Origin of the sequence: Mycolicibacterium sp. MU0050 (assembly GCF_963378085.1) — a bacterium.
In the GTDB taxonomy this organism is placed as follows: domain Bacteria; phylum Actinomycetota; class Actinomycetes; order Mycobacteriales; family Mycobacteriaceae; genus Mycobacterium; species Mycobacterium wendilense.
The window spans coordinates 4,591,154-4,615,931 of record NZ_OY726395.1; the positions used below are offsets into that span (position 1 = coordinate 4,591,154).

The following is a 24,778-nucleotide window of genomic DNA, read 5'->3' on the forward strand; positions in this document are numbered from 1 at the left end:
TGGTCGTGGTGACAGGATCGGATATCGCGGTCATTTCGGCTACGCCAGCGTGGAGTGCGATTGCTCGCCACCACGAACAAGTTCGAGACAAGCATTTGGCTGAGATATTTGCCGAGGACCCGGACCGCGGCATCGAACTCACGTTGACTGTCGGCGATCTGTACATCGACTACAGCAAACACCGGGTCACTCGCGAAACCCTGGATCTGCTGACCGGTCTGGCCGTTGCCGCGGACCTGGAGGGCCGTCGTGCGGCGATGTTCGCCGGCGAACACATCAACACCTCCGAGGACCGCGCGGTACTACACACCGCGCTGCGGTTGCCCCGGGGCGCGACCTTAGAGGTGGACGGCCAGAACATCGTCGCCGACGTGCACGAGATGCTCGACGCGATGGGCGCGTTCACCGACCAGTTACGCTCTGGGCAGTGGACCGGGGCGACGGGCGCGCGCATCACCACGGTGGTCAACATCGGGATCGGCGGATCCGACCTGGGCCCGGCGATGGTGTACGACGCATTGCGCCACTACGCCGACGCCGGCATCTCGGCCCGCTTCGTGTCCAACGTCGACCCCGCCGATCTGGTCGCCAAATTGCATGGACTGGACCCGGCGACAACGCTTTTCGTCATCGCCTCCAAAACGTTCACCACCCTGGAGACGCTGACCAACGCCACCGCCGCGCGGCGCTGGCTGACCGAGGCGCTCGGCAACGACGCGGTGTCCAAGCATTTCGTCGCGGTCTCCACCAACAAGAAGCTGGTCGAGGAGTTCGGCATCGACACCACCAACATGTTCGGCTTCTGGGACTGGGTGGGCGGGCGCTACTCCGTGGACAGCGCCATCGGCCTGAGCGTGATGGCGGTGATCGGCAAGGAACGGTTCGCCGAGTTTCTGGCCGGGTTCCATCTGGTCGACGAGCACTTCCGCACCGCCCCGCTGACCGCGAACGCGCCGGTCCTGCTCGGCCTCATCGGCGTCTGGTACAACAACTTCTTCGGTGCCCAGTCCCGAGCGGTGCTCCCCTACTCCAACGATCTGTCCCGGTTCGCGACCTACCTCCAGCAGCTCACGATGGAGTCCAATGGCAAGTCGGTGCGCGCGGACGGCACCCCGGTCACCACCGACACCGGCGAAATCTATTGGGGCGAACCGGGAACCAACGGCCAGCACGCTTTTTACCAGTTGTTGCACCAGGGCACCCGGTTGATCCCCGCAGATTTCATTGGGTTCTCCCAACCCACCGACGACCTGCCGACCGCCGACGGCAGCGGGTCCATGCACGACCTGTTGATGAGCAACTTCTTCGCCCAGACCCAGGTGCTGGCGTTCGGCAAGACCGCCGAGAAGATCGCCGACGAAGGTACGGCCGCCGCCGCCGTCCCGCACAAGGTGATGCCGGGCAATCGCCCCACCACCTCGATCCTGGCCACCAAGCTAAACCCTTCGGTGATCGGTCAGTTGATCGCGCTCTACGAACACCAAGTCTTCACCCAGGGCGTCATCTGGGGCATCGACTCGTTCGACCAGTGGGGTGTGGAACTCGGCAAGACTCAGGCCAAGGCGCTACTGCCCGTACTCACCGCGGACACCCCACCCGAGCAACAGAGCGACTCGTCCACCGACGCCCTGGTGCGCCGCTACCGCGCGGAGCGCGGCCGCATTGTCTGATCAGCGGCGTTTCGTGGAACTTGTCGAGCCAGAACGAACCGATTGCTGCGAGAAGTGGACTGGCGATGCCGCTCCTGCTGCCGGTGGATTTCCAGGATTCCCGTTTGCTCTGAACCATCTTCCCGACAGCAACAGCAGGATGGCTGTTTTCAATTGATAGCCACAGCACAAAGGAGTTCTGCATGAGCAAATCGTCCATTCCCGGCACCACCGGCACCGCGCAGATCGGGGTCACCGGCCTCGCGGTCATGGGTTCGAACATCGCGCGCAACTTCGCCCGGCACGGCTACACGGTGGCGCTGCACAACCGGTCGGTCGCCAAGACCGACGCGCTGTTGGCCGAGCACGGCTCGGAGGGCAAGTTCGTCCGCAGCGAGACCATCGCCGAGTTCCTCGCCGCCCTCGAGCGGCCGCGGCGGGTGCTGATCATGGTCAAGGCCGGCGACGCCACCGACGCCGTGATCAACGAGCTCGCCGATGCGATGGAGGAAGGCGACATCATCATCGACGGCGGCAACGCGCTCTACACCGACACCATCCGGCGCGAGAAGGCGATGGCCGAGCGCGGCCTGCACTTCGTGGGCGCCGGCATCTCCGGCGGCGAGGAGGGCGCACTCAACGGGCCCTCGATCATGCCCGGCGGCCCCGCCGAGTCCTACAAGTCGCTGGGCCCACTGCTCGAGGAGATCTCCGCCCACGTCGACGGGGTGCCGTGCTGCACGCACATCGGCCCCGACGGCGCCGGGCACTTCGTCAAAATGGTGCACAACGGCATCGAATACTCCGACATGCAGCTCATCGGCGAGGCCTACCAGCTGCTGCGCGACGGCCTGGGCATGAGCGCCCCGCAGATCGCCGACGTGTTCACCGAGTGGAACTCCGGGGACCTCGACAGCTTCCTGGTCGAGATCACCGCCGAGGTGCTCAAGCAGATCGACGCCAAGACCGGGCAACCGCTGGTCGACGTGATCCTCGACGAGGCCGAGCAGAAGGGCACCGGACGCTGGACGGTCAAGTCCGCGCTCGACCTCGGGGTGCCGGTCACCGGGATCGCCGAGGCGGTATTCGCCCGCGCCCTGTCCGGCTCGGTGGCCCAGCGTCAGGCCACCACCGGCCTGGCCGCCGGCAACCTCGGCGAAAAGCCCAACGACGCACAGCAATTCACCGAAGATGTCCGCCGCGCACTCTATGCCTCCAAGATCATCGCCTACGCGCAGGGCTTCAATCAAATCCAGGCCGGCAGCGCCGAGTACGGCTGGAACATCACCCCCGGCGATCTGGCCACCATCTGGCGCGGCGGCTGCATCATCCGGGCGAAGTTCCTCAACCGCATCAAGGACGCCTTCGACGCCGAGCCGAACCTGCCGACGCTGATCGCCGCGCCGTACTTCCGCAGCGCCATCGAGGAATCGGTGGACAGCTGGCGGCGCGTCGTGGGCACCGCCACCACGCTGGGCATCCCGATCCCCGGCTTCAGCTCCGCACTGTCCTACTACGACGGACTGCGCACCGAGCGACTGCCGGCCGCGTTGACCCAGGGCCTGCGCGACCTGTTCGGCGCGCACACCTACGGCCGCACCGACGCCGACCGCGACAAGCGGTTCCACACCCTCTGGAGCGGCGACCACAGCGAAGTCGAGGCCTGAGCACCCCGCGAGGTCGTGGCCCTCAGGGCGCGCCGAGAGGGGTCAGGCGGGCCTCATCACGGTAGTCCCACAGCAGCGATGTCGCAGACACCTCCGCCGCGGCTTAGGTGTTGTGCGCGCGTAGCTGATACAGGCCGTGGGTGGTGGCCACCACCTTGCCGGTTGCGTCGGTGACGACGGCGTCCAGCACGTAGTCGGCCTTCCCGTTCTGCTCGGCTTCCGCCGCGACCCGCGCGATCGTCTCGTCGTCCATGGTGGCCTCGGCCCGCAGGTCGCTGGACGCCATCCCGACGAACTTGATGTCGACGTTCTTGACCAACGGGAAGTAGTTCTCCGCGTCGAAGGTCGTCAAGGCGATGACGCCGCCGAGGATCTCGGCCACGGTGAACTGCACCCCGGCGTAGATCACGCCGAAGTGGTTGCCGTTGCCCTCCAGCGGCACGGTCGCGGCGGCGAAGCCACGTCGGGCCTCGGCGACTCGAACACCCATCCGGTGGGCGGCCGGGATGGTCTGATCCATCCGCTCGTTCATCGCGTCGACGATCACATCAGTCACGCCCACGATGGTCGCACGCTGGTTCCGCGCCCCTAGCGCCGGCGTACCGAGATCCGGCCGCCCTTTTTTGGCGTGAACGCGACCCCGCGGGAATGCCACTTCTCGCCGGGGGCATCGGTGGTCTCGATGACGAAGTGGCGCAACACGGTTCGCAGCACCACGTCCATCTCCATGTTGGCGAACGCCGCGCCGACGCAGCGCCGAGTGCCGCCGCCGTACGGGATCCAGGCGATCATGTTGGGGCGCTGGCCGACGAACCGCTCGGGATCGAACCGCTCCGGATCGGGGAACTCGGCGACACTCGCGTGCGCCTGCGCGATGGCCACCGTCACCGAATACCCGCGGGGAATTCGCCACTGCCCCAGTTCGATCGACGGCGCGTAGACGTGCCTACCGGAGAAGTCGATGACGGTGCGGTTGCGCTGAACCTCCAGGATGACCGCCTGGCGATACTCGTTGTCGTCGGTGGCGGCCTCGGCCACCAGCCGCTCGAGCACCGCCGGATGACGGGAGATGCGCTCGAATGCCCACGCCAGCGTGGAGCCGGTGGTCTCATGGCCGGCCGCCAACAACGTCAGCAATTCGTCGGCGATCTCGCTGGTCGACATGGGCGTGCCGTCCTCGTACGTGCTGCGCAGCAGCAGCGCCAACACGTCGGTGCGCTCGTCGAAGCGTGGATCGGCCTTGGCCTGCTCGATCAGGACGTGCACGGTCGCGTCGTACTGCCGCCGGTAGGTGGTCAGGCGTCCCCACGGGGTGAAGCGCCCGTAGTCGCGCGACGGGTTCGGCAGCACCGCGACGCGCGAACCCAGCGTCACCCACGGCGGGATGATGCGGCGCAGCATGGCCAGTTCGGCGCCGCCGGCACCGAAGACCGCCCGCAGGATGGTGTTCAGGGTGATCCGCATCATCGGCTCGAGCGACTCGAACTCGCGGCCCTCCGGCCACGACGCGGTCTCGCGCAGCGTCTCCTCTTCGACGATCTTTTCGTAGTTCTTCATGGCCTTGCCGTGGAAGGGCGGCGTCAGCAGCTTGCGGCGGCGGCGGTGTTCCGCCCCGTCGAGCGCGAACACCGACCCTGGCCCGAAGACGCGACTCAAGTTCGGCTGAATGTTGCCCAAATCCTCTGGGCTGGCGGTGAATACCTGCTTGGCCAGTGCCGGGTCGGTCACCACGACCATGTTGCCGAACAGCGGCACGCGCAATCGGAACGCCTCGCCGTGCCGGGCGGTCATCGCGTTGACGACCTGCCGGCGGAAGAACGCGTAACCGACGCCCTGCAACAGCGAGGGCACCAGGCGCGGCGCGGGCGGCAGGTTGATCGACTCGGCCGCTACCGGCCGAGCGGTGGTTTCGGTCACGACGGCCTCCCAACTCCGCGGCGGTACCGCTGCGTACCGCAATGATGTGGAGTACGGTACCGGGTAGTACCAAGTGCCGCAAGGGTGGTTAGGGGAAAATCGCGTCATGACCACGGGCACCGTCGCGCACCCCGAGGTGGACAGTCCCGGTGGGGAAACGTTCCGTCGCCGACTCTTCGAGGGGCTGGCCGGTTCCATCGATGAACGCGGTTACCGCGAGACGACGGTCGCCGACATCGTCCGGCACGCCAAGACCTCCAAGCGCACGTTCTACGCGCACTTCGCCAGCAAGGACGACTGCCTGCTGGAGTTGCTCGACGACGACAACGCCCAGACCGTCGCCGGAATCCGCGCCGCGGTGGATCCCGAGGCGGACTGGCGCGTCCAGATCGAGCAGGCCATCGATGCCTACATCACCGCCATCGAGGCACACCCGGCCCTGACGTTGACCTGGATCCGGGAGTTCCCCGCACTCGGCGACGCTGTGCGTCCGGTGCAACGCCGCGGCATGGACCGCTTCATCGACCTGCTCATCGAGATCACCTCGGGTCCCGGCTTCGCCCGGGCCGGCCTGGGACCGGTCCAGCGCCAGACGGCGTTGATCCTGCTCGGCGGGTTGCGTGAGCTGACCGCGCACACCATGGAGGACGGCGAGGAGATCCGTGGCATCACCGCGGCCGCCGTGCACGCCTGCGTCGGCCTGGTCACCGGCCGCTGAGCCGAGGCACCACGAACGCCCACGGCCGCGCAAAACCCAGACCGCTCAACCGGCCGCCCCGGATACTGTCGGCGGACACCTGTCGGGTGTGCCCGGATGACGGCTCGTAACAACGGAATCCGTCTGCATGCCAGTGCGTGAGCAGCACCCAGTGTCGTGGGAGCACGTTGCCCACCAGCATCGCGACCGGCAGCCCGAGCAGCACCGCCTCACGCACGTCCAGCAGTGCGTCCCGGGCGCGCGCCCGGCGCCAACGGTAGGGCACGGCGCTGTGGGCGCTCAGCGCCGCAGCCATCGCCATCGGGGTGGTGCCCAAGGCCCGCGGCCAGCCTCGGTTGAGCCGGCGGTGTAGCCGACCCTGTTCGGCCGCAAACCAGTCCGGGTCCGCCAGCAGCGCCGCGCAATCCGGGTCCAACAGCGTCGCCGCCATGATTGCCACGGCGGGACCGCAGGTGACGCCGTCGCGCTGGCGCAAGGGTGCTCAGCAGCTGACGAGGTGTCGGCCAGGCTCGTCGCGCAGCAGCGCCAGCGCCGCCTCGACCGAACCAGCGACGGTGAACTCGCCGGCGCGGTCACAGACCCGCAGGATGCGCGCGACCGCCGGGCTCGACACCACGACCCAGCTGGTGTCGACCAACTCGGACCGGATCCGCCGCAACGCGGAAAACCCCTCTGTGCCAAGAAATGTCAACTCGGACAGGTCCACCATCAGGTGTTGGCAGTCCGGGGCCAGACCCAGGACGTAGTCGCAGAAACGGTCGGCATTGGCGGCGTCGATCTCGCCGTGCGCATGTACCGCCGCGATGGAGTCGTCCATCCATCGCTGGCTCAACCGTACGGACCGGTATACCACCGGTTCGTCGGTGTGGAAATTAGCTGTTACAGACATCGTGTGCCCCGTCAGTAGACGAAATTCGTACTACGGATTACGTCATGTTGAGAAGCACCGAGGGTGGGGCAGGAATTCGGCCTGCGCGTCACCTCGAAGATGCTGACGGTTCCGGGCGGCTGTGCACTCAACCTTCACCAAGGCTAGCCCAGTTCCGGGCCGGTGGCGATTTCCTCATTCTTTTCTCAGCCGGGCCCGGCGGAGTTCCGACCCGGCGATCGGCGGTGTACTGCGCGACACAGTTGGGAACTCGCTACGTTGTTCCCCTGCGCACCGCGCGCATCGAAAACTGCAGAAGTGGGTGAAGCACGAGGTGACGAGTTCAACCCCGGCGTCGAATATCGAGGTGTGGCCGGGAAAGGCCTATCCACTGGGTGCCGCCTACGACGGGTCTGGCACAAACTTCGCGCTGTTCAGCGAGGTCGCCGAGCAGGTCGACCTGTGCCTGTTCGACGCGGACGGGACCGAGACGCGCATCAAGATGCCCGAGGTCGACGGGTTCGTCTGGCACGGCTTCCTCCCCGGAGTCGAGCCCGGCCAGCGGTACGGCTACCGCGTGCACGGACCGCACGACCCGGCCAACGGCCACCGCTGCAACCCCAACAAGCTGCTCCTCGACCCCTATTCGAAGGCGATCGACGGCAACTTCGATTGGGATCAGTCGCTGTTCGGCTACAACTTCGGCGATCCCGACAGCCGCAACGACGAGGACTCGGCGGCCAGCATGCCGAAGTCGGTGGTGATCAACCCGTACTTCGACTGGGGCACCGACCGCCCGCCCAAGCACGAATACGCCGACACCGTCATCTACGAGACGCACGTCAAGGGCCTGACGCAGACCCACCCGGAGATCCCCGAGCAGGCCCGCGGCACCTATGCGGGCATCGCGCATCCGGCGATCATCGAGCACCTGCAGTCGCTGGGGGTCACCGCGGTCGAACTGATGCCCGTGCACCACTTCGCCAATGACTCGACGCTGATCGACAAGGGCCTGACCAACTACTGGGGTTACAACACGATCGGGTTCTTCGCCCCGGACTCCAAGTACACCTCGAGCACCACCCCGGGCGGGCAGGTGCAGGAATTCAAGGTGATGGTACGGGCCCTGCACGAAGCGGGCATCGAGGTCATCCTCGACGTGGTCTACAACCACACCGCCGAGGGCAATCACCTCGGTCCCACCTTGTCGATGCGGGGCATCGACAATGCCGCGTACTACCGCCTGGAGGACAACGACAAGCGTTATTACACCGACTACACCGGCACCGGAAACAGCCTCAACGTCGGTCACCCGCATTCGCTGCAGCTCATCATGGATTCGCTGCGATACTGGGTGACCGAGATGCACGTCGACGGGTTCCGCTTCGACCTGGCCGCCACTCTGGCCCGCGAGTTCTACGACGTGGACCGGCTGAGCACGTTCTTCGAACTGGTACAACAGGATCCGACGGTCAGCCAGACCAAGCTGATCGCCGAGCCGTGGGACCTCGGTCCCGGCGGCTATCAGGTGGGCAACTTCCCACCGCAGTGGACCGAGTGGAACGGCAAGTACCGCGACACGGTGCGCGACTTCTGGCGCGGTGAGTCGGCCAGCCTCGGCGAGTTCGCCTCGCGCCTGACCGGGTCGGCCGACCTCTACGAGCACACCGCCCGCCGGCCGGTGGCCTCCATCAACTTCGTCACCGCCCACGACGGGTTCACGCTGCGGGATCTGGTGTCCTACAACGAGAAACACAACGAGGCCAACGGCGAGGACAACAACGACGGGGAGTCGCACAACCGCTCCTGGAACTGCGGGGTGGAGGGCCCCACCGACGACCCGGATGTCGTCGAACTGCGGGCCCGGCAGCAGCGCAACTTCCTGACCACGCTGCTGCTGTCGCAGGGCGTGCCGATGATCAGCCACGGCGACGAGTTGGGCCGCACCCAGCAGGGCAACAACAACGGGTACTGCCAGGACAACGAGATCACCTGGGTGGACTGGGAGAACGCCGACGAGGGCCTGCTGGAGTTCGCACGTAAGGTGTCCGCGCTGCGCGCCGACCATCCGGTGTTCCGCCGGCGGCGTTTCTTCACCGGCCGACCGGTGCGACGACGGGAATCGACCGGCCTACGGGACATCTCCTGGTTCCAGCCCGACGGTTCGGAGATGACGGAGGAGGACTGGGACTCCGGCTTCGGCAAGTCGATCGCGGTGTACCTCAACGGCCTGGGCATCCCGGGGATGGACCCGCGTGGCCAACGGATCACCGACGACTCCTTCGTGCTGTGCTTCAACGCCCACCACGAACCGATCGAATTCACGCTGCCGCCCACCGAACTCGGTGCGCAATGGCGGGTCGTCACCCACACCGCCGTCCCCGAGAACGGGCACGGCGAGGTCACCATGGCCGCGGGCAGCGTCGTGATCGTCGAGGGCCGCGCGCTGGTGGTGCTGCAGGCCGCCGACGAGTAGCGGGCGCGGCGACGGGTCTGCCGAATACAGAAAATTGTCTATATTTGATGGGTGAATCCCGCCGCTGACCGAAAACGCAGGCCGCTGATGCGGCTCAGCGACCTCGCAGCCGCACACGTGCGTGAGCTCATCGTGGCCGGCCAGCTGCGGGCCGGCGAGTTCATCCGTCCCGAAACCGTCGCCGAGGAACTCGGGATCAGCGCCACTCCGGCCCGGGAAGGTCTGCTGCTGCTGCAGACCGAGGGGTTTCTCACCATCGAACCCCGACGTGGCTTCTCCGTTACCGCGCTGTCCAGCGAGGACATCCGCGACATCTACGACGCCCAGGCGCTGCTCGGGGGCGAGCTCACCGCGCGTGCCGCCCGGATCATCACCCCGGAGGTGGTGAACGAACTCGAGGCCATCCAGACCGACCTCGAAAGGGCCGCCGCGGAAGAGGATTACGAAGCCGTGGAGCGGCTCAACCACCAGTTCCACGCGACCATCTATCGGCTGGCGGGCTCCCGCAAGATCCGTTGGCTGATCAAGACCACGCTTCCGTATGCCCCGCGGAAGTTCTTCGCCGCGGTCGAGGGGTGGCCCGAGGCCTCCGCGCAGGACCACCGCGCCATCATCGAGCACCTCCGCGCCGGCGACCAGGAGGCCGCCCGCGAAGCGATGGCCCGCCACATCCGCAACGCCGGGGCGTTGCTGGCCGACCACCTCGCGGCCAGCGGAACGCTCGGCTAGGTACTCTCGCTCGAAACCTCTGCCCGGCAGGGATATCGGGCAACGTCAGAGGTCCAACCCGCCCCTCTTGACGAGCTGCTTGGCGATCACCCCGCGCTGAATTTCGTTGGTTCCTTCGCCGACGATCATCAGCGGCGCGTCCCGGAAGTACCGCTCGACGTCGTACTCGGTGGAATAGCCGTACCCGCCGTGCACCCGCACCGCGTCCAGGGCGATCTCCATCCCCACTTCCGAGGCGAACAGCTTGGCCATCCCGGCCTCCATGTCGACGCGCGCGCCGGAATCGAATTTCGCTGCGGCGGTGAGCAACAGCGCCCGGGCCGCCGACAGTTTGGTGCCCATGTCGGCGAGCATGTTGCCCACCGACTGGTGCTGCCAGATGGGCTTGCCGAAGCTCTCGCGCTCCTGGGCGTAACGCAGCGAGTCCTCGAACGCGGCCCGCGCGACCCCGGTCGCCCGCGCCGCGACCTGCAGCCGGCCCACCTCCAGGCCCTTCATCATCTGGGCGAAGCCGCTGCCCTCGGCCGCGCCGAGCAGGGCGTCGGCGGGCACCCGGCAGTCGGTGAAGTTGAGCTCGCAGCTCTCGACGCCCTTGTAGCCGAGCTTGGGCAGATCCTTGGACACGGCAAAGCCGGGCACCTTCTCGACCAACAGGATCGAGACGCCACGATGGGCCGGCTCGGCGGTCGGATCGGTCTTGCACAGCAGCGCGACCAGCCCGGCCCGCCGGGCGTTGGTGATCCAGGTCTTGCTGCCGTTGATGACGTACTCGTCACCGTCCCGGCGAGCCACCGTCCGCATGGCCTGCAGGTCCGAACCGCCGCCGGGTTCGGTGAGCGCCATCGTGGTGCGCAGCTCGCCGGTGGCCATTCGGGGCAGGTACCGCTGCTTTTGCTCCTCGGTGCCGAACATGGTGATCAACTTCGAGACCACGGTGTGCCCGCCCATGGCGCCCGCCAGGCTCATCCAGCCCCGGGCCAGTTCCTCGGTCACCGTGACGTAGCAGGGCATCGACACCTGCCCGACCCCATACGGCTCCGGGATCGCCAGTCCGAAGATCCCGATCTCCTTCATCGTCTCGATGAGTTCCTCGGGATAGGTGTTGGCGTGCTCGAGCTCGCGCGCCACCGGTTTCACCTGCTTCTCGACGAAGTCGTGCACCGTGTCCACCAACGACTGCTCTTCTGCCGACAGCACCATGCCGCCACCTCCCATCTCAATAGAAAATATTCTATGGAGAACCGCGGTGCCATCGCAAACTGCTTCGGCCGGCCTCAATTTGCTTGACCCCCGAAGAAGCGCGGGATACCAAGGAGGGTGATGCGCACCGTAGTGATCGACGCCCCCGGTCAAATCCGTATCGACACCCGCCCCGACCCGCCTCTGCCCGGCCCCGACGGCGCCGTCATCGAAGTCAACTCCACCGCCATCTGCGGTTCGGATCTGCATTTCTACGAGGGTGATTATCCGCTGGTCGAACCGGTGGCGCTGGGCCACGAAGCCATCGGCACCGTGGTGGAGAAGGGCCCCGACGTGCGCACCGTCGAGGTCGGCGATCTGGTGCTGGTGTCCTCGGTCGCGGGCTGCGGCGCCTGCATCGGTTGCGCCACCCGCGACCCGATCAACTGCCTGTCCGGGCCGCAGATCTTCGGCACCGGCGGGCTGGGCGGCGCGCAGTCGGACCTCCTGGCCGTTCCCGCCGCCGACTTTCAGCTGCTCAGGATTCCCGAGGGCCTCGATACCGAGGAAGCCCTGCTGCTGACCGACAATCTGGCCACCGGCTGGGCCGGCGCCCGGCGCGCCGACATCCCCCCGGGCGGCCCCGTGGTGGTGCTGGGTCTCGGCGCGGTCGGACTGTGCGCGGTGCGCAGCGCGATCGCACAGGGCGCGGGCACGGTGTTCGCGGTCGATCCGGTGGAGGGCCGCCGGGACCGCGCCGCGCTCAGCGGCGCGACGCCGGTGGCCCCGCCGGCGCTCGATGCCGTCATGGAGGCCACCCGGGGGCGCGGCGCCGCGTCGGTGATCGACGCCGTGGGCAGCGACGCCACGATGACCGCGGCGTTGTCGTTGGTGCGACCGGGCGGAACTGTGTCCGTGATCGGCGTCCACGACCTGACCACTTTCCCGTATCCGGCCACGATGTGCCTGCTGCGCAGCATCACTCTGCGCAGCACCACCGCCCCGGTACAGCAGACCTGGCCCGAGCTGATCCCGCTGATCCAGTCCGGCCGCCTGAACACCGCGGGCATCTTCACCCACTCCATGGCGCTCGACGACGCCGCGGCGGGCTATGCCGCCGTCGCGGCCCGGTCCTCCGAATGCGTCAAGGTGACGCTGACGCCGTGAGCTGGCTGTCGGGCGCGTTGTCGGTGCTGCGCGGCCGCGACGAATTCGCGCAGGCGGCGCTGGCGCCCGGGGCCCGCTCCGACGGCAAGATCGCCGACCTGACCGGCCCCGGCATCACCGACCGTTGGGGGGTGACGGCCACCGATTTGGGTGCGGTGGTGCGCGCCGACGACGGGAAACTCGTCGCTGTCTTCGGCGACACCTTCGCCGGACGCAAGGTCGGCACCGGCGACTGGCGCTCCCCGGTGATCCTGATCGGTGCCGGCGACGCGACCACCCCGATCGCCTGGGAGCGCGCCGGCGGGCCGGACCCCGACTACGCGCGGCAGTTGCGCTTCTACATCCACGACCACGGCCCGCACTGGGCGCGCGGCGGCATCAGCACGGTGCTGCCCTCGGATCTGCTCCGCGTCGAGGACAAGATCTATCTGCACGTGATCGTCAATCGTGGCTTCCCCCATGTCATCTGGACCGAAATCTGGTCCTCCGCCGACGACGGGATCACCTGGGAACACCTGGGCGAGACGGCGAAGTTCCCCGCCGATCTGCACGACGGTCACGCCCAGCTGTGGACCTGGGACCACAACCCGGAGGACGGTTGGGTGTACGTGGCGTCGACGGGATTTCAACGCGACAAGGGCATCATCCTGCGCCGGGTGCAGCCCGCCCATATCGGCGACGCATCGAAGTATCAGGCCTGGGGCCGCAGCCGCGGCCGATGGTCCTGGGGGCCGCGGGCGACCGTGCTGACACCGGCCGGGGAGCGCTGGGGAGAGTTGTCGATGCGCCGGCTGGCCACCGGGCAATGGGTCCTCGGCGGATTCCTCGCCTCCGGATACGCCCTCGGGTACCGGGTGCTGGCGGCGCCGACGTCGCCGCTGGCCGAAGCACCGGTCCAGCAGCCGATCTCGGGCTGCAGCTGGTCCGCAGAGAGCCACGTCGATTGCCGGGTGGCTCAACTCTACGGCGGATATCTGTTGCCCGGCTCCCGGCTGGACCGCGTCGGTGGAGTGGGATTGATTGTCTCCCACTGGAACACCAAGCGTGGCTGGCCGTACCGGGTGATGCAGTTCCGGGTCACCCTGCGGGACACCACCACCGACACCGGCACCGCCTGCGCTCAGTAGGCCTTGTCGCCGCCGTCGTCGACCACCGTGTAGAACGAGTCGCCGTCCTCGGGCGCACCGTCGACCTGACCGCGGTGTCGACGGGTGGGGCGGTCCGGTTGCGCGGCGCCGCGTGGCGGCAGGTCGGGCTCTTCGGCCGCGAGTTTCTCGTCGAGGGTGTGGTCCTCGTGCGGCGGGATCCATCGGTCGGGCGGATCGACCACGGTGTCGCCGTCGTCGTTGCGCACCTCGTCGGAATCCAACGACTCGCTGGGCGCCAACGTGTTGTCCGGCGGCACGTCGTCGTAATCTCCGCTCATCTGCCCCAGTGTAGTTCCCGCTCAGTCCCCGGACAGATGATCGAGGACCGCGTGAGCAGCGGTGATCCGCGCGGGAATGGGAAAGTTCTTGTTCGCCAGCATCGCGATGCCGATCCGCTGCTCCGGGACGAACACCACGTAGGCCCCGAAACCGTCGGTGGAACCGGTCTTGTTGAACAGCAATGCGGTGGGGGCCTGGGGTTCGGGCGCCGGCGTGACCGGTTGCGGCTCGCCGCTGACCGTCCGCGAGTTGCCCGCCAGCAGATCATCCAGGCGCACCGGGTAGCGGTACTGTTCCCAGCCCAACCCTTGCGTCATGGCTCCGAGGGCGAAGTGGCCGACGTGCGTGGCCTCGACGGCCCGACGCAGTTCGGGATCGAGTCCGTCCGGTCGCATGTTGGCCTCGACGAACTCGATCAGGTCACCGGCGGTGGTCTTCACCCCGTACGCCTGCGCGTCGAACATGCCAGGGTTGACGCGCACCGGGTCGCCGGCAGCGTTGTGCCCCCAGGCGTAGTGCGCGCTTTCGGGCTCGGGCACCTCGATGTAGGTGTGGGTGAGCCCCAGCGCCGGAAACAGCTGGGTTTGCAACAGCTCGGTGAAGTCCCCGTCCATGGCGGCGGCCGTCGCGTGGCCCAGTAAACCGATGCTGGGGTTGGAGTATTCGCGCACTCGCCCGGGCGGGGCGGCCGGGGTCCACTCCTGGAAGAAGGACACCATGGCCGCCTCGTCGGTGACCGTCTCGGGGAACTGCAGCGGCAGCCCGCCGGCGGTATAGGTCGCCAGATTCAGCAGGTTCGCGGCGTCGATGGGGTGACCGCGCAACTCCGGAAGGTGCCGACCGGGGTGGTCGCCGAGCTCCAACTGGCCACGTTCGGCCGCCAGCGCGGCCAGCAACGTGGTGAAAGTCTTGCTCACCGAGCCGATTTCGAACACCGTGTCGGGCGTGACGGGGGCCCCGCTCGCCTTGTCGGCCACCCCGTAGTCGAAGAGGTGCGACTGTCCGTCTACGCTGACGGCCACAGCCAGGCCCGGCACGTCGTACTCGTCGAGCAGCGGGCCGAACGCGGCGTCGACCGCCGCGGCCAATCCGCCCGGGGCGGCCGCGCCGGGCGGATCGATCGGCTCAGGGTCCGGCGCGGACGAACACGCGACGGCGGAAAACAGGACCAGCAGCAACACCGTCGACAGGAAGCGCCCAGTTCTTCGGTCAAACATCAAGCCACGGTACAACTTCCGCCCGGCCCGGCCGGGTACTACCGGTCCTCAGGCGCGCCGTCAGCCCGCCTGGAACTCGTTGAACGCCGACACGAAGTCACTGGGAATTCCGGCGGTTCCGCACCGATTCTGCAGGTCCACCAGCGGCGCAGTGATGTTCTTCAGCTCGACGTACTCGCCCGGGTTCGCGGTGAAGTAGGCCCGCACCGTCTCCCGCGCCTGTTCCCGAGGCTGCGTGCGCGCGGTGCTCAGTGCCTGATCAGCACCGGGATGGCTGGCCAGGTACTGCCCGGCGGCCCCCGACACCGCGCTGATGGTGCCGGCCGCCTCGCTCACCATGCATGGCGCGGCGGCGGCCACCGGCGCGGTGAAGCCGGCCAACACCAAGCCGCCCGCGGCCAGACCGGCCATGGTGGCGCGGGTGCGGAACGTCGTTCGCTGGGTTGAGTTCATGTCTGCTGTCCTTCGGTCACGAATGCTTCGGCCCAACACGCGGGCCGGGTGTGGATGGGATGTTCTTACCCTCGACCGATTTGCCCGAAACCCGCGTCACCCGGGCAGGCAGTCGGCGACCGAGACGATGCTGGCGTCCATGTTGCTTTCCATCATCTTCAGCGCCGCGGCGCCCAACTCCGGGTCGATGTGGGCGACACCGTCACGGGGCACCACCACTTCGAAGTGGCGTACGTAGGCGTCCAGCGCGCTGTAGAGCACGCATTGCTCGGTCACCTGCCCCACGAAGATCAGCCGCTTGGCGCCCAACCGGGACAACAGGTACTCCAGCGCGGTCGCGTAGAACACGCTGTGCCGCACCTTGGTCAGGAATCGGGAGTTGGGCCGCGGTGCAACAGGTTTCACCAGGTCCGGACGAGCGCCTTCGAGCGCGGCACGCACCAGGTCGTCGGGCTGCGCGGTGAAGTCGCCGTAATTGTCGTTGACATAGATCAGGTCGACGTCGTCGCGTGCCAGAGCCGCGTCGATCAGTCCGGACACCGGTTCGACGATCTCGGCCACATTCGGTATCAGCAGTTCGGCGTCGGGATGCTGATAGGCATTCAGCATGTCGATCACCAAGACCGCGGTATCGGTCACGGCGGGCACCATCCTTTCTCACCGGGCGCGGGCACCGGTTACATACCCGCGATCGCGGGCATGTGAACGCCCGCGTCCCACGGTGGTGTCGGGCCCTGCGGCCGCGGGTAACCGGCACAGGTGACCGAAAATCCCGAAGTCGAACTGGTGGTGCCGACCGATATCGTCAAGGGCGACGTCATCGAGGACCCCGCGCGCCGGCGCTGGCTCACCGTTCACGAAATCAGAATGCTCACCGACGCGGTTGACGGAGCCTATAGCTTCTATGGCAACGGCCCGGACGACCGCGTGACGTACGAGGGCTCCGAGCTGGTGAAGCGAAAGAGACGATAGGCACTCGAGCCAGTAGGTGAGGTCACCATCCCGAACCCCGAACCGCCCGAGCGGACGACACCGCTGGGCCTGCCGCGCCGAGTCGGCGCCTGCCTTTTCGACCTCGACGGCGTCCTGACCGACACCGCCAGCGTGCACCGCAACGCCTGGAAGGCCATGTTCGACGAGTTCCTGGCCTCCCTCGGCCCCGGGCACCGGCCGTTCGATGACGCCGACTACCGCGCTTTCGTCGACGGCAAGACCCGCGACCTGGGCGTGCTCAGCTTCCTGACCAGCCGGGGCCTGGAACTGCCCGCGGGCAGCGCCGAGGACGGCCCCGAGGCGACGACCGTCCACGGCCTGGCCAACCGGAAGAACGCCGCGTTCCAGCGGCTGCTGCACACCGACGGGGTCACCGTCTTCGACGGGTCGCGGCGGTATCTGCGCGCCGTGCGCGACGCCGGGGTGGCGATCGCCGTGGTGTCGTCCAGCGCCAACGCCGCCGACGTGCTCGAACTCGCCGGCCTCACGGAGTTCGTCGACTGCCGGGTCGACGGCGTCACCATCCGCACCGAGGGCATGCCCGGCAAGCCCGCTCCCGATTCGTTCCTGCGCGCCGCCGAGTTGCTCCGGGTGTCCGCCGCCGACGCCGCGGTCTTCGAGGACGCGCTGGCCGGCGTGCAGGCGGGCCGCGCTGGACGGTTCGCCGTGGTGGTGGGCGTGGACCGCGTCGGAGATCCGGAATCGCTGCGCCGGGCAGGGGCCGACATCGTGGTTGCCGACCTCGACGAATTGCTGACCCGGTGCTGAGCGACGACACCAGGTTCCCGGTCGAGCCGTGGCAGCTTCGCGAGACCAGCCTGGACCTCGAAGTGCTGGGCCGTTCCGAATCGCTGTTCGCGCTGTCCAACGGGCACCTCGGATTGCGCGCCAACCTCGACGAGGGCGAACCGTACGCGCTGCCGGGCACCTACCTGAACTCGTTCGTGGAGGAACGGCCGCTGCCGTATGCCGAGGCCGGCTACGGCTATCCCGAGATCGGCCAATCCATCATCGACGTCACCAACGGCAAGGTGATCCGCCTTCTCGTCGACGACGAACCCTTCGACGTCCGCTACGGCGAACTGCTCGAGCACGAGCGGACCCTCGATTTGCGGGCCGGCACCCTGACCCGGGTTGCGCGCTGGCGCTCACCGGCCGAGAAGAAGATCTGCGTGCGGTCCACCCGCCTGGTGTCGTTGGTCCACCGCAGCGTGGCGGCCATCGAGTACATCGTCGAGGCGGTCGACGAATTCACGCTGGTCACAGTGCAATCGGAGCTGGTGGCCAACGAGGATCAACCCGAACCGTCGGCGGATCCGCGGGTGGCCGCGGTCCTGCGACGGCCACTGGAGTCGGTCGAGCACGACGGCTCCGGGCGGGAGGCGGTGCTGGTGCACCGAACCCGGGCCAGCAACCTGACGATGGCGGCCGCCATGGACCACCTGATCGAGGTACCCGGCCGCGTCGAGGTGTCCACCGAGACCAGTCCGGACCTGGCCCGCACCACCGTGATCTGCGGCCTACGCCCCGGGCAGCGGTTGCGCATCGTGAAATTCCTGGCCTATGGCTGGTCGAGCCTGCGTTCCCGGCCGGCCCTGCGCAGTCAGATCGCCGCGGCGATCTCGGCGGCGCGCTATACCGGCTGGGAGGGCCTGGTCGAGCAACAACGCGGTTATCTCGACGACTTCTGGGACAGCGCCGACGTGGAGGTCGAGGGCGACCCCGACCTGCAGCAGGCCGTACGATTCGGGCTGTTCCACGTGTTGCAGGCCGGCGCCCGCGCCGAGCGCCGAGCCATTCCGGGCAAGGGCCTGACCGGCACCGGCTACGACGGACACGCCTTCTGGGACACCGAGGGATTCGTGCTCCCGGTGCTCACCTACACCGCCCCGGATGCGGCGGCCGACGCGCTGCGCTGGCGCGCCTCGACGCTGGAGTTGGCCAAGCAACGCGCGGCCGAACTCGACCTGACCGGTGCGGCGTTCCCGTGGCGGACCATCCGCGGCGAGGAGTGTTCGGCCTACTGGCCCGCGGGGACGGCGGCCTGGCACATCAACGCCGCCGTCGCCATGGCGTTCGAACGGTACCGCCTGGTCACCGGGGACGATTCGCTGGAAAACGAGTGCGGCGTCGCGGTCCTGGTCGAGACGGCCCGGCTGTGGAATTCGCTGGGCCACCACGACCGGCACGGCGTGTGGCACCTCGACGGGGTCACGGGTCCCGACGAGTACACGGCCGTGGTGAACGACAACGTGTTCACCAACCTGATGGCGGCGCACAACCTGAAGGTCGCCGCCGCAGCGTGTGAACGCCATCCCCGCACCGCGGAGTCGCTCGGCGTCACCGACGGTGAGATCGCCGGCTGGCGTGCCGCGGCCGAGGCGGTCTGCATCCCGTTCGACGACGAACTCGGGGTCCACGAACAGTCCGCGGGGTTCACCCGGCTGCGGGAGTGGGACTTCAACGGCGGCAGGGACTATCCGCTGCTGCTGCACCAGCCCTACGTGCGGCTGTACCCGTCGCAGGTCATCAAGCAGGCCGACCTGGTGCTGGCCATGCACTGGCTGGGCCATCACTTCACCGACGAGCAGAAGGCACGCAATGTCGACTACTACGAGCAGCGCACCACGCGCGACTCGTCACTGTCGGCGTGTACCCAGGCCGTGATGTGCGCCGAGGTGGGACATTTGGAGTTGGCTCACGCCTACGCCACCGAGGCGGCCTTGATCGACCTACGGGATCTGCATCGCAACACCAGTGACGGTCTGCACATGGCGTCGCTCGCCGGCGCCTGGACCGCGCTGGTCGACGGATTCGGCGGTCTGCGCGACGACGAGAACACCGTCTCCTTCAAGCCCGCACTGCCGGAGCGGATTTCGCGTCTGGTGTTCCGATTGCGTTGGCGCGGATTCCGTCTCACCGTCGACATCGACCACGAGACCACCACCTACACCCTGCGCGACGGACCCGACGGACGGGTGCGGATCCGGCACTGCGGCCAGGACCTGGAACTGACCACCGCCGAGCCCGTCACCGTCCCGGTCGAAGCACGCGTCCCGCTGTTGCCCCGGCCGACGCAACCCCCAGGACGGACGCCGATCTTCCTGCGCGACTGAGTCCGGCGTGTGCAGCGCCACACCGCCGATTCCGATCAACCGGTTTGGTGGGCCGAAACGCTGGGAAATCCCCGTGCCATCGGGGACAGTCCCCACACGCTCACAGGGGCGTGAGTGTCTTGACCGGGAGGAATTGACATGGCTGACAGCAACAGCGGGCCGGCCGAGGCCGTCAAGGGCGTCGTCGAGGACGTCAAGGGCAAGGCCAAGGAGGCGATCGGGGCCGTGACCGGCCGCGACGATCTTCAACGCGAGGGACAGGCCCAGCAGGACAAGGCCGAAGCCCAGCGTGAGGCCGCGCAGAAGGAGGCCGAGGCCGAGAGCGCACGCGCCGCGGCGAAGGCCAACGAGGCTCGGCAGAAGGCCGAGCAGTAAGCCGTAAGAGTCCGACAACGGCACGTTCGCGAGGGCCCGCTCCCCACTGGGGGTGCGGGCCCTCGCCCTGTACCGGGGTTTCCGTTCGACGCCGCGGGGGTAGCCGAGGGACCATGACCGACACACTCAAGGCGCTGGGCCTGATTTGCACGCTCAAGCCCAGCCCGGCGCCGTCGAGCAGCGTGTTGATGGCCGAGCATGTCTTCGAACGCCTCGGAGAGCAGGACGTGGAGTGTGAGGCGGTGCGTTGCGTCGATTACGACATCGCTCCTGGCGTGGAGCCGGACATGGGCGGCACCGATCAGTGGCCGGCGATCCGGTCGAAGTTGCTCGACGCCGACATCCTGCTGATCAGCACGCCGGTGTGGTTGGGCCACCCGTCCAGCATCACCCAGCGCGTCCTGGAACGCCTGGACGCCGAACTCTCCAACACCGACGACGCCGGGCGGCCGGTCATGGCCGGCCGGGTGGGCATCGTGAGCGTGGTGGGCAACGAAGACGGCGCCCACAAGGTGATCGCCGACGTGTTTCAGGGCCTCAACGACATCGGCTACACCGTGCCCGCCCAGGGCAGCACCTACTGGAACGGGCGGGCAATGGATTCGGTCGACTACAACGACCTCGACGAGGTTCCCGAGCCGGTTGCCGCGGCCACCGCGGCCGCGGCGCGCAACGCGGCGCACCTCGCGCGCCAGCTCAGGAGCGCCAAATACCCCGCATACCAATGAGTTTCACCGTCAAAGGAGGACACACGATGGGTGACACCGCGAAAGACCCAGTTGACCACGCCCGCACCACGCGCCCCCGCGCCGGCGAGGCGATGAAGGACGGCACCAATCTGCCCGGCATGATCGTGACCGCGCTCGGCGTGGTGACATTCGTCATCACCCTGTTCCTGTTTGGGGCGGGGAACTCGAGCGCCGGGACCGTCGGCGCTGTCGTCGCCGTGGTGCTGTTCGTCGCCGGGCTGAGCTGGCTGTACTTCAGCAAGCGCCGGGTGCGCCGGTTGCATGCCGAGTGGCTCGAGGAGCACCCGGAGGCTAGCGCGCCGCCGATGACCAACTGAGCCTTCGGGCCGGATCAGTCCGGCGGCTCCGGCACCTCTCCGGCGGACTCCGGTTCCGGTACCTCCTCCGGGGGTGCCTTGGCGGCCTCGTCGGCGCGGCGCCGCTGCGCCCGGTCGTCGTCGCCCTCGTCGTCGTAAATTCCGCGTCCGCGTGGCATCTCGTCCTCCGTTCTCGGGGTCGCCCCCGACATACCCCCGCGCCCGCCGCTTCAACCACGCCATGGGTTTTGGCCATCGCGGCGCAGGGCACCCAATGCGGACAACAACAGCATCGAGATCGGAGGTTGTGACGATGCCGAATTCATCGATCAAGAACGAAAAGCTCTACGAGGACCTGCGCGAGCAAGGAAACTCCAAGGAGAAAGCGGCCCGCATCTCGAACGCGGCGGCCGCCCGCGGCAAGTCCGCCGTCGGACGCAAGGGCGGCAAGTCCGGATCGTACGACGACTGGACCGTGCCGGAACTGAAGAAGCGAGCCAAGGAACTCGGGATGTCGGGGTACTCCGACCTCACCAAAGACAAGCTGGTCAGCAAGCTACGCAAGCACTGAGCCGCCGCCGCGCGGCGAAGAACGAGCAGAGGAGGGCCATGACGCCCGAAAACCGCGAATCCGAAACGGATGTCGAGCCCGACCCCAAGGTGGCACCATCGCGTGCCGGCAAGGACGACGACGGCGCCTACGTGGGTCGAGCGTCGTCGGACGACGACTTCGACAGCGGCGAGACCGGTGCCGAGGCGCGGTCGCGCGACTGAGCCGTCATCCGATGTCCACCACCAACGGACGATGATCCGACAGCGGCGCCTCGGGGGCGGCACTGCTCAGCGCGCGCAGCCCGGGAGCGTCGGTGAGGATGTGATCCAACTGCTGCCGTGGCGAGGCGGCGGGAAACGTGTCCGCGTGCGCCAGGGCGCGCATGCCGGACCACCGTCGCACCGCGCTCGGCGGCATGTTCAGATCCCCCGCGAGGATGCGAGGTCCGGGCAATTCCCGCATCCGGCGCACCAAGTGGCGCAGCTGCCGGCGGTTGGCGCCCGGCACGAACGACAGATGGGTCGTGGCGAACGACAGTGGCCCCCGTGGCGTGTCCAGCCGAGCGATCACCGCGGTGCGCGGCTCCTCCTCCACCAGGGTCACCCGGTGGGGGTCGCGCAGAAACAGCGGCACCCGCACGGGGAGCCGGGGCAACCGCACCACCCGCCAGTCGCTGACCGGATACCGCGACAGCAAGGCGATGCCGTACGCCGCCGTGCCGGGCTGTTCGGCGCCGGTCGCCGCCATCCACGTCGCGCCCGGCGTCCCGGCGATCGCCGCCACGAACCGGTGTGCCACCGCGCCCATCGCCCGCGCCGCCAGATCGGTGAGATCCGCCCTATTCGACCGGTGCTGGTGCAGGTCGACCTCCTGCAGCGCCAGGATGTCCGGGTTCAACTGCTCCACGCAGTCCCGCAGGCGGTCGGGATGGACCCCGTCGCCCACCGTGCGGCCGTGCAGGATGTTGAACGTCGCGATTCTCATCGGTTCGGACTACCCACTTCCCGGAGCAGCGGACCATGACCGACGAGAACCGCGCGGCACTGCGGGAAGCCCTGCGGTGCGCCGCCTCCGCCTTGAAGGACGGCGGCCCGCCGTTTGCGCTGGCGGGAAGCTACGGCCTATGGGCCTACGGAGCACCCGAACCGGTACACGACGTCGACTTCGTGGTGGCCGAACCCGACACCGAGGCCGCCGCCGAGACGCTGGCCAAGGCCGACTTCATCGTCGACCGGCCACCGGAGGACTGGTTGTTCAAGGCGCGGCCGATCGGGGCACCCGACGTGACCGTCGACATCCTGCACCGGGTCAACGGGCGCCCCATCGACGCCGCCGACCTGACCGAAGCGCAGCAATGTGACGTCCTGGCGATCCGGATGCCGGTGCTACCGCCCAGCGCCATCCTGATCCAGAAGTTGCGCGCGCTAGGCGAACACGACTGTGACCTCGCGGCGCTGCTGCCGGCGACCCGGGCCATCCGGGAACAGCTGGACTGGGATCGCATCGAGGACGATACCTGCGAGAATCCCTACGCGGCAGCGTTTCTGACGCTCGTGGCGAGGTTGGGCCTGCGGGAGAAGGCGTGATCCGCCGCGCGGCGGCCGCATCCACCTCGCCGGGGTCCACGGACGTCGGACGGTACACTGGGCATCCTCACCCCTGAGACATAGCCATGCGTAGCGAATTCCACGAACGACTCGATACCCTCACCGCCGAGGCCAGCGCCATGTGCGTCCTCGCGGGTTCGGTCATGCGCCATGCGAACACCGCGTTGCTGCGCACCGATGAATTCGACTCCGCGGCAATGCGGTCCGAGCTCAGTGACCTGCACGCCAAGCACCGCAATCTGGAACGGTTGGCCTTGGTGACGCTGGCCTGTGAGGCCCCGGTGGCCAGCGACTTGCGCCGCGTGGTGACCGCGTTGCACGTCGGCGCCGACGCCGACCGGATGGGCGAGCTCGCCAACCACGTGGCCCAGGCGGTGGAGCGGCGCTACCCAGAGCCCGTCGTCACCGATGCGGTCAGTGGGTACTTCATGAAGATGGGTCGCATTGTCGTCGATCTCGCCGGCGCCGCGGCCGCGATGGTCATCGACGGTGACCCAGCCCGCGCCGACCACATTCGTGAAACCGACGAGTTTGTCAACGAGTTGCATCGACGGCTGTTCGCGGTCCTGATGAGCCCGGATTGGGACGGAGGCGTCCAACGGGCCGTCGACCTGATCCTGTTGGGCCGGTTCTACGAACGATTCGGCGATCACACGAAAGCCATCGCCGACCGAATTGTGTTCCGTACCACCGGGATCAGCCCGCTGCAGGCGGACACCGCGCTGTAGTACCGGCCGGCGCCGGAGACCCGGGATGTTTAGCCCGGCGTCCGTCGAGGAACCCGACTTCCAGCGAATCGAACCGCGGTTCGTTCACCATCCGCACCAGCATGCTGGGAAGGAGCACCATGGCTGACAACAGCGGTCCCCAGGAAGGGATCAAAGGCGTCGTCGAGGACGTCAAGGGCAAGGCAAAGGAAGCCGTCGGCACGGTCAGCGGCCGTGACGATCTCACGCAGGAGGGCAAGGCCCAGCAGGACAAGGCCGAAGCCCAGCGCGACGCGGCACAGAAGGAAGCCGAAGCCGAATCGGCCCGTGGCGCTGCGAAGACCGCCGAAAAGCGCCAAGAGGCCAATCAGTAGGCCGCGCTGCTCGACAGCGGGCATCCGAAGGCTCAGCCCACGGGGGCTGGGCCTTCGGCGCGCTTGCCGGGCCGTCCCCGGGAGTTGATGTGAACAAGGAACCGACCACCACCCGGCGCGGAAACGCCGTGCTGAACTGGGTGCTGGCGCTGACGACCCTGCTGGGCGCCGCAGCGGTGGTGATTTACGCGTTCGTCCAGGTGATGGCGACAGCCGGCTGCGGTGCGCACGAAGCCTGTCCGCGGCCGGGATCCGGCGAGGCGGGTTTCACGGTCATCGTCTACGGCGCCCCGGTGGTGGCTGCGGCCACCGTGGCGCTGTCGTTCGTCACGGCGCGCAGACGCAATGGCATCCTGGTGCCGATCGTCGGCTGGTTGCTGATCTTGCTCGCCTTCATCGCACTGCTGCTCACCTCCCCGTGATGAGTTTGCTGGAAACCCCTGGCCAATAGAGATCAAACCGTTATTTTTCCAGGTCACACGCTGCCATTCGGCCGTCGCCACCATTATTGCTACTCAGCAGTAACCCTGCTGTAGGAAAG

At 67.8% G+C, this 24,778-nt stretch carries 30 protein-coding genes; 19 read left to right on the forward strand and 11 right to left on the reverse strand.

Features of this window, described 5'->3' with window-relative positions:
- The first annotated feature begins 5 nt into the window (after nucleotides 1–5).
- Both pgi and gndA read left to right on the forward strand, forming a co-directional pair.
- Nucleotides 6–1,670, forward strand: a complete 1,665-nt coding sequence (pgi, locus tag R2K23_RS21865; RefSeq protein WP_316512566.1) for a glucose-6-phosphate isomerase — start codon at nucleotides 6–8, stop codon at nucleotides 1,668–1,670.
- 182 nt (nucleotides 1,671–1,852) lie between these two features.
- The gene (gndA, locus tag R2K23_RS21870) at nucleotides 1,853–3,316 is read left to right on the forward strand and encodes an NADP-dependent phosphogluconate dehydrogenase (protein ID WP_316512567.1); all 1,464 of its coding nucleotides are present in this window, start codon (nucleotides 1,853–1,855) and stop codon (nucleotides 3,314–3,316) included.
- A gap of 103 nt (nucleotides 3,317–3,419) precedes the next feature.
- Here gndA and R2K23_RS21875 read toward each other — a convergent pair whose 3' ends face one another.
- Together R2K23_RS21875 and R2K23_RS21880 are read right to left on the reverse strand one after the other, a co-directional pair.
- Entirely contained in the window at nucleotides 3,420–3,872 is a 453-nt protein-coding gene (locus R2K23_RS21875) for a PaaI family thioesterase (protein ID WP_316512568.1), read from the reverse strand.
- A 32-nt stretch (nucleotides 3,873–3,904) separates the two neighbouring features.
- Nucleotides 3,905–5,233 (reverse strand): cytochrome P450, encoded by a 1,329-nt coding sequence (locus R2K23_RS21880; protein ID WP_316512569.1) that lies wholly within the window; start codon nucleotides 5,231–5,233, stop codon nucleotides 3,905–3,907.
- Nucleotides 5,234–5,339: 106 nt separating this feature from the next.
- Between R2K23_RS21880 and R2K23_RS21885 the strand changes: the two genes are divergently transcribed.
- Nucleotides 5,340–5,951, forward strand: a complete 612-nt coding sequence (locus tag R2K23_RS21885) for a TetR/AcrR family transcriptional regulator (protein ID WP_316512571.1) — start codon at nucleotides 5,340–5,342, stop codon at nucleotides 5,949–5,951.
- Here the strand turns inward: R2K23_RS21885 and R2K23_RS21890 are convergent.
- Entirely contained in the window at nucleotides 5,938–6,381 is a 444-nt protein-coding gene (locus R2K23_RS21890) for a hypothetical protein (protein WP_316517478.1), read from the reverse strand. The genes R2K23_RS21885 and R2K23_RS21890 overlap by 14 nt on opposite strands.
- A gap of 51 nt (nucleotides 6,382–6,432) precedes the next feature.
- Nucleotides 6,433–6,768, reverse strand: coding sequence for an STAS domain-containing protein (locus tag R2K23_RS21895; RefSeq protein WP_316512572.1), 336 nt, complete (start codon nucleotides 6,766–6,768; stop codon nucleotides 6,433–6,435).
- Nucleotides 6,769–7,153: 385 nt separating this feature from the next.
- Here R2K23_RS21895 and glgX point away from each other — a divergent pair, with 385 nt between their 5' ends.
- Entirely contained in the window at nucleotides 7,154–9,295 is a 2,142-nt protein-coding gene (gene glgX / locus R2K23_RS21900) for a glycogen debranching protein GlgX (protein ID WP_316512574.1), read from the forward strand.
- Nucleotides 9,296–9,382: 87 nt separating this feature from the next.
- Nucleotides 9,383–10,024 (forward strand): GntR family transcriptional regulator, encoded by a 642-nt coding sequence (locus tag R2K23_RS21905; RefSeq protein ID WP_316517480.1) that lies wholly within the window; start codon nucleotides 9,383–9,385, stop codon nucleotides 10,022–10,024.
- Nucleotides 10,025–10,069: 45 nt separating this feature from the next.
- On the opposite strand, the gene R2K23_RS21910 is transcribed toward R2K23_RS21905, so the two are convergent.
- Nucleotides 10,070–11,224, reverse strand: a complete 1,155-nt coding sequence (locus R2K23_RS21910; RefSeq protein WP_316512575.1) for an acyl-CoA dehydrogenase family protein — start codon at nucleotides 11,222–11,224, stop codon at nucleotides 10,070–10,072.
- A 120-nt stretch (nucleotides 11,225–11,344) separates the two neighbouring features.
- Between R2K23_RS21910 and R2K23_RS21915 the strand changes: the two genes are divergently transcribed.
- Nucleotides 11,345–12,370, forward strand: coding sequence for a zinc-binding dehydrogenase (locus R2K23_RS21915; protein WP_316512577.1), 1,026 nt, complete (start codon nucleotides 11,345–11,347; stop codon nucleotides 12,368–12,370).
- A gap of 59 nt (nucleotides 12,371–12,429) precedes the next feature.
- On the forward strand, nucleotides 12,430–13,497 hold the full coding sequence (locus R2K23_RS21920) for a DUF4185 domain-containing protein (protein ID WP_316517482.1): 1,068 nt from the start codon (nucleotides 12,430–12,432) through the stop codon (nucleotides 13,495–13,497).
- Here R2K23_RS21920 and R2K23_RS21925 read toward each other — a convergent pair.
- The 4 genes from R2K23_RS21925 to R2K23_RS21940 all read right to left on the reverse strand — a co-directional run bounded on the left by R2K23_RS21925 (nucleotide 13,491) and on the right by R2K23_RS21940 (nucleotide 16,106).
- Entirely contained in the window at nucleotides 13,491–13,796 is a 306-nt protein-coding gene (locus R2K23_RS21925) for a hypothetical protein (protein ID WP_316512578.1), read from the reverse strand. The two genes, R2K23_RS21920 and R2K23_RS21925, sit on opposite strands and share 7 nt — an antisense overlap.
- 21 nt (nucleotides 13,797–13,817) lie before the next feature.
- Nucleotides 13,818–15,014, reverse strand: a complete 1,197-nt coding sequence (gene ampC / locus R2K23_RS21930) for a class C beta-lactamase (protein ID WP_396892561.1) — start codon at nucleotides 15,012–15,014, stop codon at nucleotides 13,818–13,820.
- Nucleotides 15,015–15,074: 60 nt separating this feature from the next.
- Nucleotides 15,075–15,467: a heme-binding protein gene (locus R2K23_RS21935; protein WP_316512579.1), complete on the reverse strand. Its 393-nt coding sequence runs from the start codon at nucleotides 15,465–15,467 to the stop codon at nucleotides 15,075–15,077.
- 96 nt (nucleotides 15,468–15,563) lie between these two features.
- The gene (locus tag R2K23_RS21940; RefSeq protein WP_316512580.1) at nucleotides 15,564–16,106 is read right to left on the reverse strand and encodes a cysteine hydrolase family protein; all 543 of its coding nucleotides are present in this window, start codon (nucleotides 16,104–16,106) and stop codon (nucleotides 15,564–15,566) included.
- Nucleotides 16,107–16,226: 120 nt separating this feature from the next.
- On the opposite strand from R2K23_RS21940, the gene R2K23_RS21945 reads away from it, so the two are divergent.
- The 6 genes from R2K23_RS21945 to usfY all read left to right on the forward strand — a co-directional run bounded on the left by R2K23_RS21945 (nucleotide 16,227) and on the right by usfY (nucleotide 21,017).
- Nucleotides 16,227–16,439, forward strand: a complete 213-nt coding sequence (locus R2K23_RS21945; RefSeq protein WP_316512582.1) for a hypothetical protein — start codon at nucleotides 16,227–16,229, stop codon at nucleotides 16,437–16,439.
- A gap of 27 nt (nucleotides 16,440–16,466) precedes the next feature.
- Complete coding sequence (locus R2K23_RS21950; RefSeq protein WP_316517484.1) at nucleotides 16,467–17,228, forward strand: beta-phosphoglucomutase family hydrolase; 762 nt, start codon at nucleotides 16,467–16,469, stop codon at nucleotides 17,226–17,228.
- Nucleotides 17,225–19,576, forward strand: coding sequence for a glycoside hydrolase family 65 protein (locus R2K23_RS21955; protein ID WP_396893665.1), 2,352 nt, complete (start codon nucleotides 17,225–17,227; stop codon nucleotides 19,574–19,576). The genes R2K23_RS21950 and R2K23_RS21955 overlap by 4 nt, the downstream gene beginning before the upstream one ends.
- A gap of 138 nt (nucleotides 19,577–19,714) precedes the next feature.
- A complete protein-coding gene (gene mbp1, locus R2K23_RS21960) occupies nucleotides 19,715–19,951 on the forward strand; it encodes a microaggregate-binding protein 1 (RefSeq protein ID WP_316512585.1) in 237 nt (78 codons plus the stop codon).
- Nucleotides 19,952–20,064: 113 nt separating this feature from the next.
- Nucleotides 20,065–20,679, forward strand: coding sequence for a flavodoxin family protein (locus R2K23_RS21965; RefSeq protein WP_316512586.1), 615 nt, complete (start codon nucleotides 20,065–20,067; stop codon nucleotides 20,677–20,679).
- A gap of 26 nt (nucleotides 20,680–20,705) precedes the next feature.
- Complete coding sequence (gene usfY, locus R2K23_RS21970; RefSeq protein WP_316512587.1) at nucleotides 20,706–21,017, forward strand: protein UsfY; 312 nt, start codon at nucleotides 20,706–20,708, stop codon at nucleotides 21,015–21,017.
- A 14-nt stretch (nucleotides 21,018–21,031) separates the two neighbouring features.
- Here the strand turns inward: usfY and R2K23_RS21975 are convergent, their stop codons facing one another.
- A complete protein-coding gene (locus R2K23_RS21975) occupies nucleotides 21,032–21,175 on the reverse strand; it encodes a hypothetical protein (protein WP_316512588.1) in 144 nt (47 codons plus the stop codon).
- Between the two features lie 134 nt (nucleotides 21,176–21,309).
- Here R2K23_RS21975 and R2K23_RS21980 point away from each other — a divergent pair, with 134 nt between their 5' ends.
- On the forward strand, nucleotides 21,310–21,567 hold the full coding sequence (locus tag R2K23_RS21980) for a DUF7218 family protein (protein WP_316512589.1): 258 nt from the start codon (nucleotides 21,310–21,312) through the stop codon (nucleotides 21,565–21,567).
- A 38-nt stretch (nucleotides 21,568–21,605) separates the two neighbouring features.
- Complete coding sequence (locus R2K23_RS21985; RefSeq protein ID WP_316512590.1) at nucleotides 21,606–21,770, forward strand: hypothetical protein; 165 nt, start codon at nucleotides 21,606–21,608, stop codon at nucleotides 21,768–21,770.
- A 4-nt stretch (nucleotides 21,771–21,774) separates the two neighbouring features.
- Here the strand turns inward: R2K23_RS21985 and R2K23_RS21990 are convergent, their stop codons facing one another.
- Nucleotides 21,775–22,533: an endonuclease/exonuclease/phosphatase family protein gene (locus tag R2K23_RS21990; protein ID WP_316512591.1), complete on the reverse strand. Its 759-nt coding sequence runs from the start codon at nucleotides 22,531–22,533 to the stop codon at nucleotides 21,775–21,777.
- Between the two features lie 35 nt (nucleotides 22,534–22,568).
- Here R2K23_RS21990 and R2K23_RS21995 point away from each other — a divergent pair, with 35 nt between their 5' ends.
- From R2K23_RS21995 to R2K23_RS22010, 4 genes are all read left to right on the forward strand, one after another.
- The gene (locus R2K23_RS21995; RefSeq protein WP_316512592.1) at nucleotides 22,569–23,135 is read left to right on the forward strand and encodes a hypothetical protein; all 567 of its coding nucleotides are present in this window, start codon (nucleotides 22,569–22,571) and stop codon (nucleotides 23,133–23,135) included.
- 86 nt (nucleotides 23,136–23,221) lie between these two features.
- Nucleotides 23,222–23,884: a phosphate signaling complex PhoU family protein gene (locus R2K23_RS22000; RefSeq protein ID WP_316512593.1), complete on the forward strand. Its 663-nt coding sequence runs from the start codon at nucleotides 23,222–23,224 to the stop codon at nucleotides 23,882–23,884.
- 119 nt (nucleotides 23,885–24,003) lie between these two features.
- Nucleotides 24,004–24,237, forward strand: coding sequence for a microaggregate-binding protein 1 (gene mbp1 / locus R2K23_RS22005; protein WP_316512594.1), 234 nt, complete (start codon nucleotides 24,004–24,006; stop codon nucleotides 24,235–24,237).
- A gap of 89 nt (nucleotides 24,238–24,326) precedes the next feature.
- Nucleotides 24,327–24,659 (forward strand): hypothetical protein, encoded by a 333-nt coding sequence (locus tag R2K23_RS22010; protein ID WP_316512596.1) that lies wholly within the window; start codon nucleotides 24,327–24,329, stop codon nucleotides 24,657–24,659.
- The last annotated feature ends 119 nt before the right edge of the window (nucleotides 24,660–24,778 follow it).

What these genes read in the sequence shown, in the direction of transcription:
- R2K23_RS21910 (WP_316512575.1), bottom strand. Translation starts at nt 11,224, where the DNA reads ATGGTGCTGTCGGCAGAAGAGCAGTCGTTGGTGGACACGGTGCACGAC.
- mbp1 (WP_316512585.1), top strand. Translation starts at nt 19,715, where the DNA reads ATGGCTGACAGCAACAGCGGGCCGGCCGAGGCCGTCAAGGGCGTCGTC.
- R2K23_RS22000 (WP_316512593.1), top strand. Translation starts at nt 23,222, where the DNA reads ATGCGTAGCGAATTCCACGAACGACTCGATACCCTCACCGCCGAGGCC.
- R2K23_RS21975 (WP_316512588.1), bottom strand. Translation starts at nt 21,175, where the DNA reads ATGCCACGCGGACGCGGAATTTACGACGACGAGGGCGACGACGACCGG.
- ampC (WP_396892561.1), bottom strand. Translation starts at nt 15,014, where the DNA reads ATGTTTGACCGAAGAACTGGGCGCTTCCTGTCGACGGTGTTGCTGCTG.
- gndA (WP_316512567.1), top strand. Translation starts at nt 1,853, where the DNA reads ATGAGCAAATCGTCCATTCCCGGCACCACCGGCACCGCGCAGATCGGG.
- mbp1 (WP_316512594.1), top strand. Translation starts at nt 24,004, where the DNA reads ATGGCTGACAACAGCGGTCCCCAGGAAGGGATCAAAGGCGTCGTCGAG.
- R2K23_RS21895 (WP_316512572.1), bottom strand. Translation starts at nt 6,768, where the DNA reads ATGGACGACTCCATCGCGGCGGTACATGCGCACGGCGAGATCGACGCC.
- R2K23_RS21905 (WP_316517480.1), top strand. Translation starts at nt 9,383, where the DNA reads ATGCGGCTCAGCGACCTCGCAGCCGCACACGTGCGTGAGCTCATCGTG.
- R2K23_RS21915 (WP_316512577.1), top strand. Translation starts at nt 11,345, where the DNA reads ATGCGCACCGTAGTGATCGACGCCCCCGGTCAAATCCGTATCGACACC.
- R2K23_RS21980 (WP_316512589.1), top strand. Translation starts at nt 21,310, where the DNA reads ATGCCGAATTCATCGATCAAGAACGAAAAGCTCTACGAGGACCTGCGC.
- usfY (WP_316512587.1), top strand. Translation starts at nt 20,706, where the DNA reads ATGGGTGACACCGCGAAAGACCCAGTTGACCACGCCCGCACCACGCGC.
- R2K23_RS21965 (WP_316512586.1), top strand. Translation starts at nt 20,065, where the DNA reads ATGACCGACACACTCAAGGCGCTGGGCCTGATTTGCACGCTCAAGCCC.
- R2K23_RS21935 (WP_316512579.1), bottom strand. Translation starts at nt 15,467, where the DNA reads ATGAACTCAACCCAGCGAACGACGTTCCGCACCCGCGCCACCATGGCC.
- R2K23_RS21985 (WP_316512590.1), top strand. Translation starts at nt 21,606, where the DNA reads ATGACGCCCGAAAACCGCGAATCCGAAACGGATGTCGAGCCCGACCCC.
- R2K23_RS21890 (WP_316517478.1), bottom strand. Translation starts at nt 6,381, where the DNA reads ATGGCGGCGACGCTGTTGGACCCGGATTGCGCGGCGCTGCTGGCGGAC.
- R2K23_RS21885 (WP_316512571.1), top strand. Translation starts at nt 5,340, where the DNA reads ATGACCACGGGCACCGTCGCGCACCCCGAGGTGGACAGTCCCGGTGGG.
- R2K23_RS21925 (WP_316512578.1), bottom strand. Translation starts at nt 13,796, where the DNA reads ATGAGCGGAGATTACGACGACGTGCCGCCGGACAACACGTTGGCGCCC.
- R2K23_RS21990 (WP_316512591.1), bottom strand. Translation starts at nt 22,533, where the DNA reads ATGAGAATCGCGACGTTCAACATCCTGCACGGCCGCACGGTGGGCGAC.
- R2K23_RS21995 (WP_316512592.1), top strand. Translation starts at nt 22,569, where the DNA reads ATGACCGACGAGAACCGCGCGGCACTGCGGGAAGCCCTGCGGTGCGCC.